This is a genomic window from Neobacillus ginsengisoli (genome assembly GCF_030813055.1).
Window position 1 is genome coordinate 502,537 of record NZ_JAUSTW010000004.1, and the last position, 16,135, is coordinate 518,671.

The 16,135-nt window shown below is 34.5% G+C and carries 14 protein-coding genes; 3 read left to right on the plus strand and 11 right to left on the minus strand.

Going from position 1 to position 16,135, the window contains the following annotated elements:
* Positions 1-309: 309 nt before the first annotated feature.
* Positions 310-963 carry a tetratricopeptide repeat protein gene (locus J2S10_RS14825; protein WP_307409071.1) on the plus strand — a complete coding sequence of 218 codons (654 nt, stop codon included), beginning with the start codon at positions 310-312 and terminating at the stop codon, positions 961-963.
* Positions 964-1,110: 147 nt separating this feature from the next.
* On the opposite strand, the gene J2S10_RS14830 is transcribed toward J2S10_RS14825, so the two are convergent.
* The 11 genes from J2S10_RS14830 to J2S10_RS14875 form a co-directional block, all read right to left on the minus strand.
* The gene (locus J2S10_RS14830; protein WP_307409072.1) at positions 1,111-1,467 is read right to left on the minus strand and encodes a hypothetical protein; all 357 of its coding nucleotides are present in this window, start codon (positions 1,465-1,467) and stop codon (positions 1,111-1,113) included.
* Positions 1,468-1,558: 91 nt separating this feature from the next.
* On the minus strand, positions 1,559-1,762 hold the full coding sequence (locus J2S10_RS27455; protein WP_370876211.1) for a glycoside hydrolase domain-containing protein: 204 nt from the start codon (positions 1,760-1,762) through the stop codon (positions 1,559-1,561).
* A gap of 12 nt (positions 1,763-1,774) precedes the next feature.
* Positions 1,775-2,896: a Gfo/Idh/MocA family protein gene (locus J2S10_RS14835; RefSeq protein WP_307409074.1), complete on the minus strand. Its 1,122-nt coding sequence runs from the start codon at positions 2,894-2,896 to the stop codon at positions 1,775-1,777.
* 124 nt (positions 2,897-3,020) lie between these two features.
* Entirely contained in the window at positions 3,021-4,505 is a 1,485-nt protein-coding gene (locus J2S10_RS14840) for a glycoside hydrolase family 32 protein (protein WP_307409076.1), read from the minus strand.
* Complete coding sequence (locus J2S10_RS14845; RefSeq protein ID WP_307409078.1) at positions 4,492-5,490, minus strand: carbohydrate kinase family protein; 999 nt, start codon at positions 5,488-5,490, stop codon at positions 4,492-4,494. Before J2S10_RS14845 ends, J2S10_RS14840 begins: the two co-directional genes overlap by 14 nt.
* Before the next feature lie 126 nt (positions 5,491-5,616).
* Positions 5,617-7,251, minus strand: a complete 1,635-nt coding sequence (locus J2S10_RS14850) for an ABC transporter substrate-binding protein (protein WP_307409080.1) — start codon at positions 7,249-7,251, stop codon at positions 5,617-5,619.
* A 40-nt stretch (positions 7,252-7,291) separates the two neighbouring features.
* On the minus strand, positions 7,292-8,176 hold the full coding sequence (locus tag J2S10_RS14855; RefSeq protein ID WP_307409082.1) for a carbohydrate ABC transporter permease: 885 nt from the start codon (positions 8,174-8,176) through the stop codon (positions 7,292-7,294).
* Positions 8,177-8,200: 24 nt separating this feature from the next.
* Positions 8,201-9,082: an ABC transporter permease gene (locus tag J2S10_RS14860; RefSeq protein WP_307409267.1), complete on the minus strand. Its 882-nt coding sequence runs from the start codon at positions 9,080-9,082 to the stop codon at positions 8,201-8,203.
* Between the two features lie 394 nt (positions 9,083-9,476).
* Positions 9,477-10,811: an ABC transporter substrate-binding protein gene (locus J2S10_RS14865; protein ID WP_307409084.1), complete on the minus strand. Its 1,335-nt coding sequence runs from the start codon at positions 10,809-10,811 to the stop codon at positions 9,477-9,479.
* A 37-nt stretch (positions 10,812-10,848) separates the two neighbouring features.
* Positions 10,849-12,447 carry a response regulator transcription factor gene (locus J2S10_RS14870; RefSeq protein WP_307409086.1) on the minus strand — a complete coding sequence of 533 codons (1,599 nt, stop codon included), beginning with the start codon at positions 12,445-12,447 and terminating at the stop codon, positions 10,849-10,851.
* Positions 12,422-14,218, minus strand: a complete 1,797-nt coding sequence (locus J2S10_RS14875; RefSeq protein WP_307409088.1) for a sensor histidine kinase — start codon at positions 14,216-14,218, stop codon at positions 12,422-12,424. Before J2S10_RS14875 ends, J2S10_RS14870 begins: the two co-directional genes overlap by 26 nt.
* A gap of 569 nt (positions 14,219-14,787) precedes the next feature.
* Here J2S10_RS14875 and J2S10_RS14880 point away from each other — a divergent pair.
* Positions 14,788-15,414, plus strand: coding sequence for a fumarylacetoacetate hydrolase family protein (locus tag J2S10_RS14880; protein ID WP_307409090.1), 627 nt, complete (start codon positions 14,788-14,790; stop codon positions 15,412-15,414).
* A gap of 125 nt (positions 15,415-15,539) precedes the next feature.
* Entirely contained in the window at positions 15,540-16,085 is a 546-nt protein-coding gene (locus J2S10_RS14885) for a YpiB family protein (RefSeq protein ID WP_307409092.1), read from the plus strand.
* Positions 16,086-16,135: the final 50 nt, after the last annotated feature.

Below are 16,135 nucleotides of genomic sequence, written 5' to 3' on the forward strand. Positions count from 1 at the left end.
ATCAAATCTTTTACAATAATCCATAGGGTCCTATTCCTTTCCAGGTGCCCCATTCCCCGTTACTGATTTATTCAAAATCATTCCACTCCTACCAATAAAAAAATAATACATATTTCTACAAAAACTGAAATAAAATTATTTTTCACTTCATTTATTAAGGGTTTTACATTTTCTCATATAAGAATGTTTTGGTGATTAAAAAAAATTTAGGGAATTTTGTTTTTTTTTGAAGAAAAATATTTTCACTCTTTTTTATTAAAAAAGTTAATATGTATTTGAATAGATTAGTAGTATTTTGGAGGGAAAACTATGAAAATTAATGAATCTGAATTTAACAGGGACTGTAATAAGCTACTAGACATTACAAGTTATTTAGTAGAAAAGGAAGCTGAATGTCCTGAATACCTATTTAATGTATATAAAAGGTACTATGAATCGAAAAGATATTCCGAAGCGTTAGAATATCTTTCTCAATCGTTAAATAAAGGTTTTCCTATTTCGGAGTTCGAAATGGGACAACATTACTATTTCGGGAGCGCACAGTTAGAACTACCTAAAAACCACTTTAATGCTTTCCAATGCTATTCTATTGCAGCAGATCTGGGACATGCGGGTGCTCAATTTTCCCTAGGATATATGTATCTTAAGGGTGAAGGTGTTGTTTCGGATGTTAAACAAGCTATTTTATTGTTAGATAATGCTGCAAATCAAGGTTTAAACGAAGCATTAGATTTATTAGGCAAGATTTATCAACATGGATACTATGAAATTACACCTGATTTTAAAAAAGCCGAAAGGTACTATAAGTTCGCCGTAAACCAAGATTATTCCCCTTCGATTTTTCATCTTGCCTTATTGCTTGAAAATCTACATAGGTATGAAGAGGCTTATGAGCTATTTATCCATTCAGCTAAAATGGGTGTTATCGAAGCAATTAATTATAATATGAGTACATACAAATAAAGAGTAAGTTAAAAGCCGGTACAGGAGAATCATTCCTTCCCGGCTTTTTCAATTTTTTATGTTGCATGCTAGCCTGCCTCGGTAAATAATCTAAGGGCTAGCACCCTAGCAATACACAAACAGCTAGAGCTCGATAACAAAAGAAAGTTATTCCTTTTTGCTAAATGATAAGCTGAGGTTCTTTAAAGTGTATAGTCTAGCAGAAAAAATAAATAAATCATTGTAGTTATTTTCTACGTATTCATCAATAATGTTTAACCCTTTTTTAAATCTATCAACTAATAAATAAGTGTACTTTTCATCCCAGGTAAACTTATTTATTCTCATAAGTTCATCTGCTATTATTTGAAACTTAAACTCCTCAATAAGAAGTTTTATTTGATACACTTTATCTGTATTTAAAATAAAGCTGTTTTTGCTATTTTCATGACTTTTATGAACAAATTTTATAAAACCATTTATATTTTCAACCAACATATTCGCTTTTTGCATCTCGAAGTTCATTTCTCCATCTCCTAAATGTCTAAAATCTAATACATTTCTAAGAAGAGTGTATGTTTTGAGACGCTATAATAACACCAACAATACAATTAAGTTATATACTAATTTTCATATCATGATAGCTAATATCACTATTAACTGAGAAAATCCCCCATTGATGTTTTTTCATATTAAACATACGTGTACTAAAGGCAACTATATCATTCACATAGAAAACGACAACTGAATAATCTGTAAGAATCTTCAAGTCTATTTTCCTATATTTTGGAATTTTAATTTCTACAGTTAATAGATTCATTGTTTTATATCCTTAATTAACTTCCAATGATCTCATCTCTTCAAAAACTGTATCTTCATATGTGTGTTTTTTATGATTAAGGATGTCTTGAACTTTTACCGGCTGGCCGATCGTAGCAGATTCTAGTGCAGCAAATACAACACCTAAAGCTTCCAGGCCTCTCTCAGCACTAGAAATAGGTGTCTTATTTTTAGCGATTGCCTCCCATAATTCCACATACGAGTGGGCAAATGGATGTTTAACTATATCCGGTGCATAACGATCAATCAATTCAGGCATTAAAATACTTTTTCCATCCTCAAGGATTACATGTTTTCCTGGACGAAAGCATCCCTTATGCCCATAAATCCAAACACCACCCGTCCTTTCACCATGGGCTGATGTTGCGCACATCCAATGTCCGAGTCCCCCATTTTTAAATTTGAAAACTGTAACTGCTGTATCTTCACCAGTAGGGTTTATTGTCACATCACTATTACTCAACTCTTTTTCAAAAATTTCCGTATAGGCAAAAACCTCATCAATAGGACCATTTATTTCTGTAAAGAAGTGAGTTCTATGAACACCATGATCATTGATCCAGCCCGCACCAGCCCTACCTTTCAGATGCCTCCATGGGGTACCAGCGAAAAAACCGCGATTTAATGTTACTGTTGCATAATCAATAATTAAAGATAAAGAGCCTATCACACCTTCTTTTATGGCTCTAGCCGTCGCAACATTTTCTGCCCCTAAAACACTAGGTTCAGATAATGTTAAAACACGATTAAACTTTTTTGCATCAGCAATCATTTTTACACCAAAGGAAGGAGAAATTGCCAACGGCTTTTGCATTTGTACATGAACCCCCGAAGCAAAGCAATCTTCAGCTACTGTATGATGTAAGTCATGAGTAATCAAAACAGAAACGGCATCTAATTGTTCTTTTTCTAACATCAAACGATAATCTGTATATATGGCCGGACGTTTTCCTAACCGTTTTTTCACCACTGTAGCAAAATTTTCAGCTCTTTCTTGCTCAATATCACAAATTGCGGTCAATTCAAATGTCTCAAGCCTTCTTCTATTTAACACCTCTAATCCTTCAACATGTGCAATTGAAATAACACCACAACCGATGAAACCTAGTTTCATATAAACCTCTCCCTGATAGTGAATTAATGGTTAATTTTTTTTATAAATAATAGAATTAGGGGCTACCATCTAAATTTCACAATAGTTGTGCAAACATAGCAGGTGCCCCCATTACAGGTACTAATTAAAGTGATTTATAAATTGAATCTACTTGAAAAATATCTAAGGATATTAATTCTACCTCTCCATCTTTTGTATATAGTTCGATTCCTTTACTCGCAGGATCAGGAAAGATTTGATCAGTTATTACCAATTCTCCTTCGTTTGCAAAAATCTCCACTGAAGAACTATCTACAAAAATTTGCAATTTTACTCCCTTATTTTTCGCAGACAATAGTGCTCCGTGTTTACAAGGGAAGTACTCGTTGAAATCTGTTACCCCAGAGTTAACACGATTCACAAATAAGAAATTCTCGACAGCATTATACCCGATAATAGTTTCCTCAGAATCAGACTTGCGAATTTTAATACCAAATTCGGTTGATGAATGAGGTTCAAATTCAGCGATAATTTCTAATTGATTACCTGAAACATCCGATACTATATTTTCATTTGGTAAAAGCATCAGATTATTCCACGTATATTTTTCCTGTCTAATTTTTTCAAGCTCAGCTACTGGAGTTTGAAAGAGTCTTACTCCATCAAATGTTTTTTTTAAAGTTAATTCACGTGGAAGTGTCATGGCGCTTCTCCATGCAAGGGTTGGAGTTTCATTTGCATATTTCCAATTACTCATCCAGCCAATAAAGATTCTACGGCCATCCTCAGTAGGAATATCCGACCATGTGACTCCAGCATAATTATCTCTTCCGTGGTCAAGCCAAAGTACTGTTTCGTCTGAGTTCTCATTTGCAAACGTGGAACCATCAAAATCCCCTATAAAGTACTGAGTTCTAGAACCTTCTGCGTATGTTGATTCGTCTCCAATACTAACAACCATTACCCACTTGTTATTATGGTTATTTCCGTCAACCGGTAATTTAAACAAGTCAGGACATTCCCAGACACCTGCATGGGAACCAACTTCAGTACCAAATTCACTTGTAAAGTTCCAAGTTTTTAGGTTGTGTGAAGTATAAAACCTTACATGATTGCCCGCAGAAAGAATCATGATCCATATTTTCGTTTCTTCATGCCAAAATACTTTCGGATCGCGGAAATCTGTGATACTTTCTTCTACTAATACAGGGTTTCCTTCATACTTATTCCAAGTTCGTCCTTGATCGGTACTATAAGCAAGACTTTGCCTTTGTCTAGGGCGGTTAGAACCCGGATATTGGTCAGCATGTGTAAAAATAGCAACTAGCCCCGAGCCGCCATTAAAAAATCCAGTTGAATCATTCCAATCTACTACAGCACTTCCAGAAAAAATGGCCCCATGCTCATCCGGGGTGAGAGCGATTGGGAGATGGTCCCAATAAATTAAATCCTTGCTCACAGCATGTCCCCAATGCATCGGTCCCCATGTTGTTCCGAATGGATGATATTGATAAAATAGATGGTACTCACCGTCAAAATAAACCATACCATTTGGATCATTCATCCAGTTGGATTTAGGTGAAAAATGAAATTGCGGACGAAACTTTTCTTTAACATTAATTATATTCATTGAGACTAATCCCCTTTTTAACACAATTTGTCTTATTATAAAGTTCATGTATTTCTTCGATAGATGGCATTGCAGGAATAGCGCCTTTTTTCATTGTTGCAAGTGCACCCACGGCATTAGCAAAAGACACCATTTGGTTGACATCGTCCAAAGATAAATCAGAAAGCAGATAATCTTTTTCGATAATTTGATATAAAATCCCCGCTAAAAAAGCATCTCCCGCACCGGTGGTATCGATAGCCTCAACCTCATAGCCACTGCATTTCCCAACATTAAAACCTAACCGATAAAAACACCCATCGGATCCTAACGTAACTAAGATAAGTTTTGTATGAAATCGTTCATAAATATATTCGGAACCCATATTAAGGTCTATCGTTCCAGTAATAAACTCAAGTTCTTCTTCAGATATTTTTAAAACATCAGCAAATTTCAAACCAACCTCAATTATGCTCTTTGCGTGATTCAAATCTTCCCAGAGGCTTAGTCTTAAATTAGGATCATAAGAGATTAGAAGACCATTTTCTTTGGCAAAAGATACCGCCTTTAAAGTTGCAGAAGCACTGGGCTCCTGTGTCATCGAAATCGATCCGAAATGGAAAATTCGTGAATGATCTATCATCTTCAAATCTATTTCTCTTTCATTTAACATCATATCTGCTCCAGGATTACGATAAAAACTAAAGGAACGATCCCCTTGATCATCTAAATGAACAAATGCTAATGTAGTATTCGTCTCCTTAGAGAAAACTACGCCTTTAGTGTTAACGTTATTATTCTGCAATACTGAGTTTAAAAAATGACCAAACTGATCACTTCCTACTTTGCCTATAAAAGCTGTTTTCTTACCTAGCTTGGCCAGTGCTGAAAGTACGTTTGCTGGAGCCCCGCCCGGATTCTGTTCAAATTGAACTTCCCTATTCTCTGATTTTCCTGCAGGCGTGAAATCAATTAATACTTCACCCAGTGCTATCACATCATACATATTATCCCCACCTACATTCCCAGTTAATCTACTATCTGTTTGTTCCCGGATATTGAAAAACAAGCCGAACAGAAAACCTATTCTGTTCAGTCTTGTAAGGTTTTCTATAATATTTATTCCTACAACTTATTTTTCTGAGTTATACTTATCATAAGCTTGTTGTTTGATAGTAAGAATTTTTGAAAGACCATCCTTGTCCAAAGTTTTTACGTAATCATCCCATTGTGATTCAATGCCGCCTTTTAGTATCCATTCCGCTTTCTTTCTTTCAACATATGGTTTAACCACTGCCTCAAGTTGTGTTAATTGATCTTGATCATCCTTATTTAGGAAAATAGGCGGATAATTATAAGTGGCTTTCATAGAAGGTACATAAGTTTTATGCAACACATCAAGTCTCCAAGCTGCATCATCCGGCTTAGTCGTTACGGTGCCATAGTATTCATTCAATACAGCCAAAGGTCCGTCTACATTGGTTTTCTGCCTTAAATCCCAAGGAGAGGTTGTTCCAAGTGGCAAATGTTTTAAAGTACCTTGGGTTGTAAGTTCGAAAATATTTTGTTGTTTTTTATCTCCATACGTACCCCAGTTATTTTGTACGGATTGGATTGGCTCATATAATTTATCAATCCATTTAGCGGTTAATTTAAGATTCTGATTTGCACTTGTAATGACCATTCTGCCTCTGTCAAAGCCATAACCATTTGTCCGTGGGACATTTACTTGACCATCTGGCCCTTTTAATGGTGGCAGTGGAACATAGTCCTCATTATTCCCAGAAATATTGGCTCTGTCCCAAGTAAAGTATAATCCATAACGGTAATCCTTACCTTTTGCGACATACGTATTCCAATCTTGTGTAAATGCTTCTTTATCAATTAGTCCTTCTTGTTGAAGTTTATGAAGCCACTCGATTCCCTTTTTATATCCTTCTTGGTTTGCTGTGTAAACTACCTTCTTATCTTCAGATACCTCATAATGGTCATCGTTATCACCTAATCCAAAGGCTCCTAAGATCATGGCAGGATCTTCACCGCCATGGTTGATCATGAATGACATTGGAATGACATCTTTTCCATCTGGTTTCTTTTCTTTAAAGGCAAGAAGTACTTTTTCCAACTCATCTGTAGTGGTTGGCATTTTTAAGCCTAACTCATCCAGCCATTTCTTATTAATCCAAGGAATGTCATCTAGTGCTTGAATCGCCTCTTTCCCTGTTCCAAGTTCCTCAATCCACGGAAATGAATAAATATGTCCATCTGAAGCTGTTATCAATTTTTTATATTCTGGATGGGAATCGAGGATTTTTTTCAAATTTGGCATATATTTATCGATTAAACTTTCTACAGGAACAATAACTCCTTGCTTCGCATACCTCAAGATATCATTATCACTTAATCCTGCCTGAAAGATTGCATCTGGTAGATCCCCACTCGCTAGCTCTAAATTTCGTTTATCACTGAATTGATCCCATGTGTAATTAGTCCAGTCAATATGGAGATTTGTATCCTTTTCAAACCTTTGCCAAATTAATTTATCATTCGGATTTTTTGTTGCAATTGGTGAGCTCTGCGTAAGGAATTTTAAAGATACCTTCTTATTTAATGGAAAATTTATGTTTTTAATAGCATATTTAGGTGATGAATTTGCTCCTTTTTCACTACCCGCTGAAGTTGAAGATGAATTAGAACATCCCGCCACCAGTAAACTTGTAGCCAGTGCCGCAGTTACTAAACAACTCATTTTTTTCGTCTTTTTCATTTTTAAACCACCCCTAAAAATAGTTTTTTGACTCTATTATTTATCCTTTGATAGATCCTACCATTACTCCTTTTTCAAAGTACTTTTGGAAAAATGGATAGATAATAATTAAAGGTAAACTTGAAATAACAATACTAGAATACTTGACCATTTCAGTGATCAGTTGCAATTGTGCTGTATTTTGTGCATCCTGCATCATTCCTGGTCTAGGCTGCATCTGAACCAGAATGGACCTTAGGATAATCTGTAATGGCTGCAAATTATCACTTTTTAAATAAATCATTGCATCGAAATAAGAGTTCCATTGGCCAACAAATTGATATAGTACTAAAACGGCTATGATTGGTTTACTTAGCGGCAGTAATATCCTAAAGAAATACTGTATTTCAGAAGTTCCATCTACTATTGCTGCTTCTCTTATTTCACTTGGTATCCCCTGAAAATAAGCTCTTGCTAGTATAATGTTCCATACGTTAACAGCACCAGGAATTAAAATGGCCCAAATTGTATCCAACATATGTAAATTTTTCACTAATAGATAGGTTGGAATTAATCCCCCCCCGAAGAACATCGTAATGATGAAAATTGTCATAATAACTTTTCTGCCGAAAAAATCCTTTCTTGCTAATGGATAGGCAGCAAATAAAGTTAGAGTAACTGAAATAATAGAAAAAGCAGTTGAATAAAATAATGAATTTCTAAAGCCAGTTAAGATGGAACCATCTTTAAAAACTCGCAAATAACCTTGAAATGTCCATTTAGATGGATTTAGACTTAATCCTTTACTTAATAAAGTATTAGGATCTGTAAACGATGCCATCACTACATAGAGTAATGGTCCCAAAATGGCTAGAACGATTAATGTCATGAAAATACCGTTTGTAGTTAATATCACTTTATCTGTCTTCGTTTGGTGCTTAAACATTCTCCCCACCCCTTTTTCTTGAATTTAAAGGCCTTCTCCTTCGTTTAACCGTTTTACTATTTGGTTAACGCTTACAAGTAAAAATACATTAATAACAGCGTTAAATAGTCCAATGGCTGTTGAATATCCATAATCACCCATTTGTAAACCAATTTTAAAAACATAGGTTGGTAGGATTTCTGAAGTAGGAAGATTCATCGAAGTTTGCAATAAATATGCTTTTTCAAAGCCTAAACTCATAATATTCCCCGCTGCTAAAATAAATTGAATAACCATGAGCGGTTTAATCGTTGGCAAATCGATAGTGATAATTTGCCGAATGATATTTGCACCGTCTATTTTTGCTGCGTCAATTAGGTCTTGACTGACGTTTGAAAGTGCCGCTAGATAGACAACTGATGCCCATCCTGCAAATTGCCAAATATCGCTTACTATATATATCGACCTAAAATAACCAGGTTCTGTCATGAAATCTATATTCTTACCACCGAAAAAACTGATTATATGATTAATCGGTCCGACAGGGGATAAGAAAATAAAGACGATCCCTACCACAACTACTACAGATATAAAATTCGGTGCATATAAAACTAGTTGAATGTTTTTCTTTAATGAAACATTTTTAATTCTATGAAGCATTAATGCTATGATGATTGGTATTGGAAAGCCAAATAACAAACCGTAAACACTTAGTTTCAATGTATTGCCTAATAGATTCATAAAATCCGGGGTACTCATAAATTTCTCAAAATTCTTCAGTCCAATCCAAGGACTTCCCATAATACCTTGTAATGGATTAAAATCCTTGAAAGCAATAATAGCGCCGTACATTGGTACATATTTAAAAATAATGATAAGAACTAGCGCTGGTAGAACAAAAAGGTATAATTGATAATTGTCTCTCATATACTTTAGTTTTTTTGAACTCTTAGTACCCAATGCTTCTTTCCTTACTTCGCTTTGATTATTCTCCAACTTTTGGTATGCCTGCTCCACATCGGATCCTCCTTTTTATGCCATTAGAAATCGGTTACATTTATCATTACATATTCCTTATTTTTTCCCCTCACATTCTTGTTGTTTATCTGGTTTTACTATAACAAAGTACCTTAAGTTAAGATTTCAATATCTTTGGAAAGGGATATTTAAAATTTTCGGTAAATTGAAATCGCCTTCCAACGGATAAATCACGTTCACACAAATAACTATTTTTCATTTACCAAGAAATGATAAGTGTTTATTAAAGTTTATATAAAAAAATCCCCTAGTTTATTTAACTAGAGGATTTCCTATCGAATATCTAAGGTTTCAGTATTTGTTTTAGACCCGTATTGATTTTCTCCACTGCTTCCTCTGCTGAAGTCCTTACATCCTTCCCGCCAATTCCAACCTCTTCAAATAATGTCTTAATTGCATCGCTTACAACAGGGTAGGCTGGGGTAACCGGTCGGTTCATTGAATATTTTTGTGCTTGCTGCAAAAATATATCTTTAGGATATTGATTCAAGTCAGGGAAGTCTTTTGCAACAGAGTATCTTGCAGGGATATCACCTGTTTCTTTTACATATTTTTTTATCCCTTCATAACTTGTAACATATTTGATAAACTCCCAAGCATCTTTTGGATATTTAGTCTTTGATGAGATTCCAAGCGACCATCCACCATTTGGAACAACCTGATATTTTTCCTTTGGCAAAGGAGCAACACCAAAATCCTCTCCCAGTTTAAATTTCGGATAATTTTTTTCCAAATCAGCTAAAGTCCAGGAGCCAAGCACCGTCATCGCAAGCTTACCCGAAACAAAAGAATCTGGTGGCAATTCAACGGCAGCTACTCCATATTTATGATATAAGTCTTGGTAAAATTGAAGTGCCTCTACCGATTCTTTTGAATCCAAATATCCACTTGCAGTAGTTCCATCAGCACTTATAGCTTCCGCTCCAAACTGCCAAAGAAGGGGCATTTTAAAATAGGCTGGTGATTCACCATCGTTAAATCCCTGTGCTGGATCAATCCCATACACTCCCTTTTCCGGCTTATTTATTTTTTTAGCAATATTTAGTACCTGATCCCATGTTAAAGGTTTGTTGGGATCATCTGACGGAAAAGGAATAGCGGCCTCTTCGAATAGATGTTTATTGTAAAAAAGGGCAATACCGGACTCTACAATAGGAGCAAGGTATATTTCACCATTAAAAGTTAATCCATTTAAAGTTGATTTAGGAATATCCTCAATCCGTCCCTCTTTTCGCATGTAATAATCTATCGATAAAAGCGAGCCGGTATTTGCATAAAGAGCTAAGTTAGGACTATCTATGGCCATAATATCAGGTGGTTTTTCATCAGCAATTTGAGTTCGCAACCTTATTTCATAATCACTATATGGGATAGATTGCATTTCTATCATAATATTGGGGTGAGATTTTTCAAAAGCAGAAACTAATTCTTTATAAGACTTATTTTCTGCTTGGTTACCAAAATTTCGCCAAAATGTCAGTTTTATTGGATTTAAAATTTTCCTTTCATTTCCTTGATCTTTTTGGTTGCTCGAGGAGGTGTAAAAGAAAGAAGTCGCATACCCTGCGAATATGATTAGAATAATTGCAAAAATGATGATTGGTAACCATTTTTTCATTTACAATCCCTTTCTTTCGTGCCAATTAATGCTTAAGCTACTCTATGGATTCTATGGAATTACGAAATTCTACAGGTGTTTGATCAAAGTGTTTTTTGAATACTGTACTGAAATACCCAGAATTAGAGAAGCCAACTAAGTTTGCTATATCAATGATTTTGAGCTGTTTATCTTTAAGGAAATGTAGCGCTTTCTCCATTCGTAAGTTAACAAGATAATCACTAAAATTCTGCCCTATTTGATTTTTAAATGTTTCGGATAAATAAGCACTGTTAATATGAAATATTTCAGATAAAGAGGTAAGAGAAATTTCACTTGCATAATGCTGGTCGAGATAATAACGGACACTATCAACTATTAATTTTCCGTTCGAAAAACGTGTTATTCGTACTCTTTCTATAATTAATTTCGCTAATTGAATAAGTTGCTCTATTACTTTACGTTGAGAATTGAGCTCCCAGATACTCTGTTGGCAATTCCACAAAGTTGATTGTATATCCATCGTTTCAATACTGTATTTCCTGGCAAGTGAGCCTAAGAGAAACAACACTCGATTGGCATCAAATGAAAAGGACAATACCGATTGGGTTTCAGTCCATCCCAATACTTTGTTTATATTTTCCTTAAACGCATTGAAATCTACATTTTCAATCGCATTTGTTAGCCTTCTCTCCACATTTGGTGAGAGTAGAACAATTTCTTTCTTTGTTACTGTCCCATCGATTACCTGGGATTGTGAACCTAGTTGACTTTGACTCCATGAAAGCAAACTTGAAATATAACCAAGCTTTAATTCAGTAAAACCCGTAACAATATTTCCAATCCCTATGACTGTTTCTAAATTCAAGAAAGTTTTTACATGTTGTTGAACTAATAAAGCCAAGCTGGAAGTACTATTTTGCTTTCCTAAATCTATAAGATGTAAAAAGTGCACCATATTTGCATAGCTTGGGTCATAAAATGTATATGTACCAGCATGCTTTTTAGCGATTTCCTTACAAAGCATCTGAAATGGAAGCCAAAGTTCCTTTACTCTATTCGGATTGCCATCGGACTCTCTAATTTCCACAGTAATGAACTGAACTACAGCATCCTCATTTGTAAGATCTTCAAATTGCAGCTGATGTAGCCTTTCTTTCACCAGATTTGGCTGTAACCATTCCTCTTTAACTAATTGCAGCAAATATTGTTCTTGAACTTCTTGCATTTGTGTGTGAACAAGTTGTCTTATCCTGGCAGATTCAACTTGTTTTCTTTTCTCCTCCTCCACTTCTTTTCGAATTTTTCTTAATACCTCTACTAATTCATCTGGGGCTACTGGTTTTAATAAATAGTCTTTAACCCCTTCCTTCATCGAACCTCTTACATACTCAAAATCGGAATAGCCCGATAATACTATCACTCTTACTTTTGGAAATTCTTGAAACACGCGTTTAGCTAGTTCAATGCCATCCATAATTGGCATTCTCATATCCGTAATCAGTACATCAACATCCTTGATTTTGAGAAGTTCTAGAGCTTCTTGACCATTAGAAGCCTCTCCTACAATTTGAAATTCCTCTTCTTCCCAATCCACTTTCATTCGTAAACCTTTCCGAATTTGAATCTCATCATCCGTTATTAACACCTTCATCATGTATACCCCCCCTATAAAAATTTATACATAATGTTATCTTTGTACCAACATACTTTTCAGACTTAACCTGATAGGAAAAGTTATTGCCATAGTAAAGTTTCAACCTTCCAATTACATTCCTAAGCCCAATACTGTTGCCATCGCTCTCTAAAACACTATTTGTTTCATTATTCTCTTCTTGTTTTAATAAGTCTGCTATCACTTCTTCTGACATTCCGATACCATTATCTTCTACGACCATAAAAACATGATTTCGAACCTTTTTTGTTTCAATATATATTTCGGCATTGTTTTTTTCTATAAAACTATATTTTACAGCATTTTCCACCAGTGGTTGTAAAATGAATTTTATTATTGTAAGATTTTTTGTTTCTGGGTCTTCATCAATTTTAACAGTAATGGAATCTTCATACCTCACCTTTAATATATCTGTGTAACTACGGATATAGCTTATTTCTTCACCTAATTTCACCATATTACTTTGTGTGTTCAACGAGTATCGCATCATACGGCCTAAATAAATACTTACATTCATTACCTCTTTATTTTTCCCTTGAACAGCTAACCCTCCTATGATTTCAAGCGTATTGTTCATAAAGTGAGGATTAATTTGTAATAACAAAGCTTTGTATTCGGCATCCTTTCGACGTATATTTGCTTCATACTCGTTTTCTATTAAGTTTTTTAACCGTTCATTGGTATGACCGAACACTTTTATGACATAACCAACCTCGTGATTATAATTTTTAATCGTTGGCATAAAACGTTTAGCGCCAGAAAAGTCACCGCGTTCAAGAAATCCCATGGCCTTTGCAAGCTTTCCTAGAGGACTAACTATAGTAGAAGAAAGCATATAAGATGCTACAATAGTTACCATAAAAACAATTACACTAGTCCATAATAGGTTATGTTGCAAATGGTTAACTTTGGAGAACAAGTCAGACTTATTCACTTCACTTATAAGAATCCAATCTCCCACTGATAACTTTTGAAAAAAAACAAGGTATTTCTCTTTTTTATAATCCGTTTCGATTAAACCTTTTTCAATTTTACCATGGTTTATTTTGGACAAACTTTGTTTTAAAACCATTTTAGGAATTTGCGTTTGCCCCTGTAAAACATTCGCGCCCTGCTTATCTAACAAATACGCATGGCCATTTTTTCCAATTTTTATTTTATTTAAAGCATCTTCTAGCAATGAAGAAGGAAAATTAGCCTTTATAATCCCATAGGATACAAACGTATTCATATCAAAGAGCGGCAAAATATAGCTATTGATTTTACCTTGGGTTTGTTGAAAGGGATCTATATGTGACTTTACAAACCGTTGGTCTTTTTCTGTAAAGTCTTTAAACCACTCCATTTTGTGAAGCGAAGGGTTATTTCCCCAAGTTCCGGTGCCATCATTTAAAAATACTGCAACTGACATGCCATTTGAATTGTTAACCATCATGGAGGAAAGGAGCATTTTTAGTTGATTTTTCATTAACAAACTCTGTTCTTTCTTTGTATTAGAATACTCCTTTTCCAACTTCAACCACTGTTGGGTGGTTTGATTAACGAGAACCTGCTTCCCTAGATCTTCTGCCTGAGTAGTGATAGAATTTATATAAAGAGAATACTGATCCATCGCTCCTACGGTTAATGCTTGGGTTTGTCCTTCAATAATACCTGTAAACCAACTTGGAATAATAATTGATAAAATGATGAATGGAATGGTCAACAAACACGTAAAAACAAGAAATAAGCGATTCCGTAAGGAAAAAAACATATAACCCCTCCAGAAAATAAGAAAACCCTTACATTTAATGATTATTTAACATTAAGATTTTATCTTTAATATATGAAGCTAGTTAATATTTTCCTACACACGTGTATATTCAGAGTACTTTGCTATATACTTAGCAAAAAATTATATTAGACAATTTAAAATTTTGGTAAAATACTCTTATTCAATTTAGCATATCCTATACACTCTTACCAATAGGAATTTATTTTAAAATAGTTCCCAATTTAGAATCGGTTCTTGTCAGGTAGACCCTCCCATTTGTATACCCATAGTTTAATACTTAAAATAATCTTTCCTAGTTTAGGATTAATAATTAAAACAACTCCTTTGTTTTCTTGGAAATTAGGAATTTAAATAAAAAATCATCCTAATTAAAACATCACCCGTTAATCTGATGATGGTTGTCGTTATTTATAAAATCGGAATTCAACAAAGCGTGCTAATGCTGTAGGGTAACTATGTTAGCGAATAGGTCATTCAACGGATACCGCTTGTAACATTATAGAATTCAAAGCTAAGAAATCAAATCTATCGAAAGAGAGGGATCCAATATGAGTGAGATCCGAAATATTTATTGTGTTGGTCGAAATTATCTAGCTCATGCAAGAGAATTAAACAATGAGGTACCTACTTCCCCATTTCTATTTTCTAAGCCTACTCATGCCTTTGTGGAAGCCAATGGCCAGGAGATTCACCTGCCTGGAAATCGTGGCTCTGTCCATTTTGAAACTGAACTCGTAATACGGATTGGAAGAAAATATGAAAAAGGCCTGAAAGTAGATGAAGTTATAGACAGTATGGGAATTGGTATCGATTTTACTTTACGAGATGTTCAAAGTGAACTAAAGAAAAAAGGGTATCCATGGCTGCTTGCAAAAGGATTCCCTAATTCGGCTGTTGTGAGTAATTTCATTGTTTTTCCTGGAATCGACGAAATAAAAAAAAGGGACTTCACGCTAATTAAAAATGGAGAGAAGGTTCAGCAAGGAAATATTAAAAATATGATTTTTGATTTGCAGACAATCGTTGATTTCACCTCCATTCACTTTGGATTAGGTGAAGGTGACCTCATCTATACTGGAACACCAGAAGGAGTTGAACAAGTTTTTGACGGAGATCATTTGTCATTAGAATGGGATAACAAAGTTCTCGGTGATTGTATTATTAAATTGACTTAATTCCATAAAGCCTTTGATACTTTGTCTTGCTTTGTGTATTTTCCACTAGAAAAGTAAGTTGGATTAATGCGGTATTAACCACACCATGTTAAAATAAGGGAAATAGAAAAAGTGGGTGTGTTTCTATGAAAAAATGGGTTTCATCCATTGAAAAAGGCAATTTCCTAAAATGGTTCTTAGAGAATAATCGACTGAAACGTACGGATGCTCGCAGAATAATAGAATATATCATTAATCATTTTCCTATTATTGAAAATGTTACCTTTACTGAAAAAGTAATACAAGGTGAAAAAAACATTGTTATTTCCAGTGTTAATTCAGATGAACCGGCATTTGTTTATTACTATAAACGAGGTAAAACGGAGGATGTATCGATGGTATTAAATCAATTTATGATGAACCCATCAGAGAAAGTCAATATTATTATTCATTTTAGTGGTAAAATGTTAAATCATCAATATTTACAATTAATCGAAAAAGACCTGTCAAGTAATATTCGAAAATATGAACAAAGTCAGCGTGATGCAAATGAAGTGGATAAATTAATCGGAAAAGTCATTCAAGAAAGCGAGAAAGAGCTATTAAGAAAGCAGATTGATGTAGCTCTTGATCAAAAAAATGAGGAGTTATTTATAAAATTGGTGAAAAAGCTGAAAGAGCAAGATCATTAAAGGACGATTTTCCATTGGAATATCGTCCTTTTATGTATTTTTTTCAACGG

Excerpts from the sequence above, each read along its gene's own strand:
- J2S10_RS14885 (WP_307409092.1), top strand. The coding sequence starts at position 15,540 with ATGAAAAAATGGGTTTCATCCATTGAAAAAGGCAATTTCCTAAAATGG.
- J2S10_RS14850 (WP_307409080.1), bottom strand. The coding sequence starts at position 7,251 with ATGAAAAAGACGAAAAAAATGAGTTGTTTAGTAACTGCGGCACTGGCT.
- J2S10_RS14865 (WP_307409084.1), bottom strand. The coding sequence starts at position 10,811 with ATGAAAAAATGGTTACCAATCATCATTTTTGCAATTATTCTAATCATA.
- J2S10_RS14870 (WP_307409086.1), bottom strand. The coding sequence starts at position 12,447 with ATGATGAAGGTGTTAATAACGGATGATGAGATTCAAATTCGGAAAGGT.
- J2S10_RS14835 (WP_307409074.1), bottom strand. The coding sequence starts at position 2,896 with ATGAAACTAGGTTTCATCGGTTGTGGTGTTATTTCAATTGCACATGTT.
- J2S10_RS14875 (WP_307409088.1), bottom strand. The coding sequence starts at position 14,218 with ATGTTTTTTTCCTTACGGAATCGCTTATTTCTTGTTTTTACGTGTTTG.
- J2S10_RS14860 (WP_307409267.1), bottom strand. The coding sequence starts at position 9,082 with ATGAGAGACAATTATCAATTATACCTTTTTGTTCTACCAGCGCTAGTT.
- J2S10_RS14840 (WP_307409076.1), bottom strand. The coding sequence starts at position 4,505 with ATGAATATAATTAATGTTAAAGAAAAGTTTCGTCCGCAATTTCATTTT.
- J2S10_RS14830 (WP_307409072.1), bottom strand. The coding sequence starts at position 1,467 with ATGAACTTCGAGATGCAAAAAGCGAATATGTTGGTTGAAAATATAAAT.
- J2S10_RS14855 (WP_307409082.1), bottom strand. The coding sequence starts at position 8,176 with ATGTTTAAGCACCAAACGAAGACAGATAAAGTGATATTAACTACAAAC.
- J2S10_RS14825 (WP_307409071.1), top strand. The coding sequence starts at position 310 with ATGAAAATTAATGAATCTGAATTTAACAGGGACTGTAATAAGCTACTA.
- J2S10_RS27455 (WP_370876211.1), bottom strand. The coding sequence starts at position 1,762 with ATGAATCTATTAACTGTAGAAATTAAAATTCCAAAATATAGGAAAATA.
- J2S10_RS14845 (WP_307409078.1), bottom strand. The coding sequence starts at position 5,490 with ATGTATGATGTGATAGCACTGGGTGAAGTATTAATTGATTTCACGCCT.
- J2S10_RS14880 (WP_307409090.1), top strand. The coding sequence starts at position 14,788 with ATGAGTGAGATCCGAAATATTTATTGTGTTGGTCGAAATTATCTAGCT.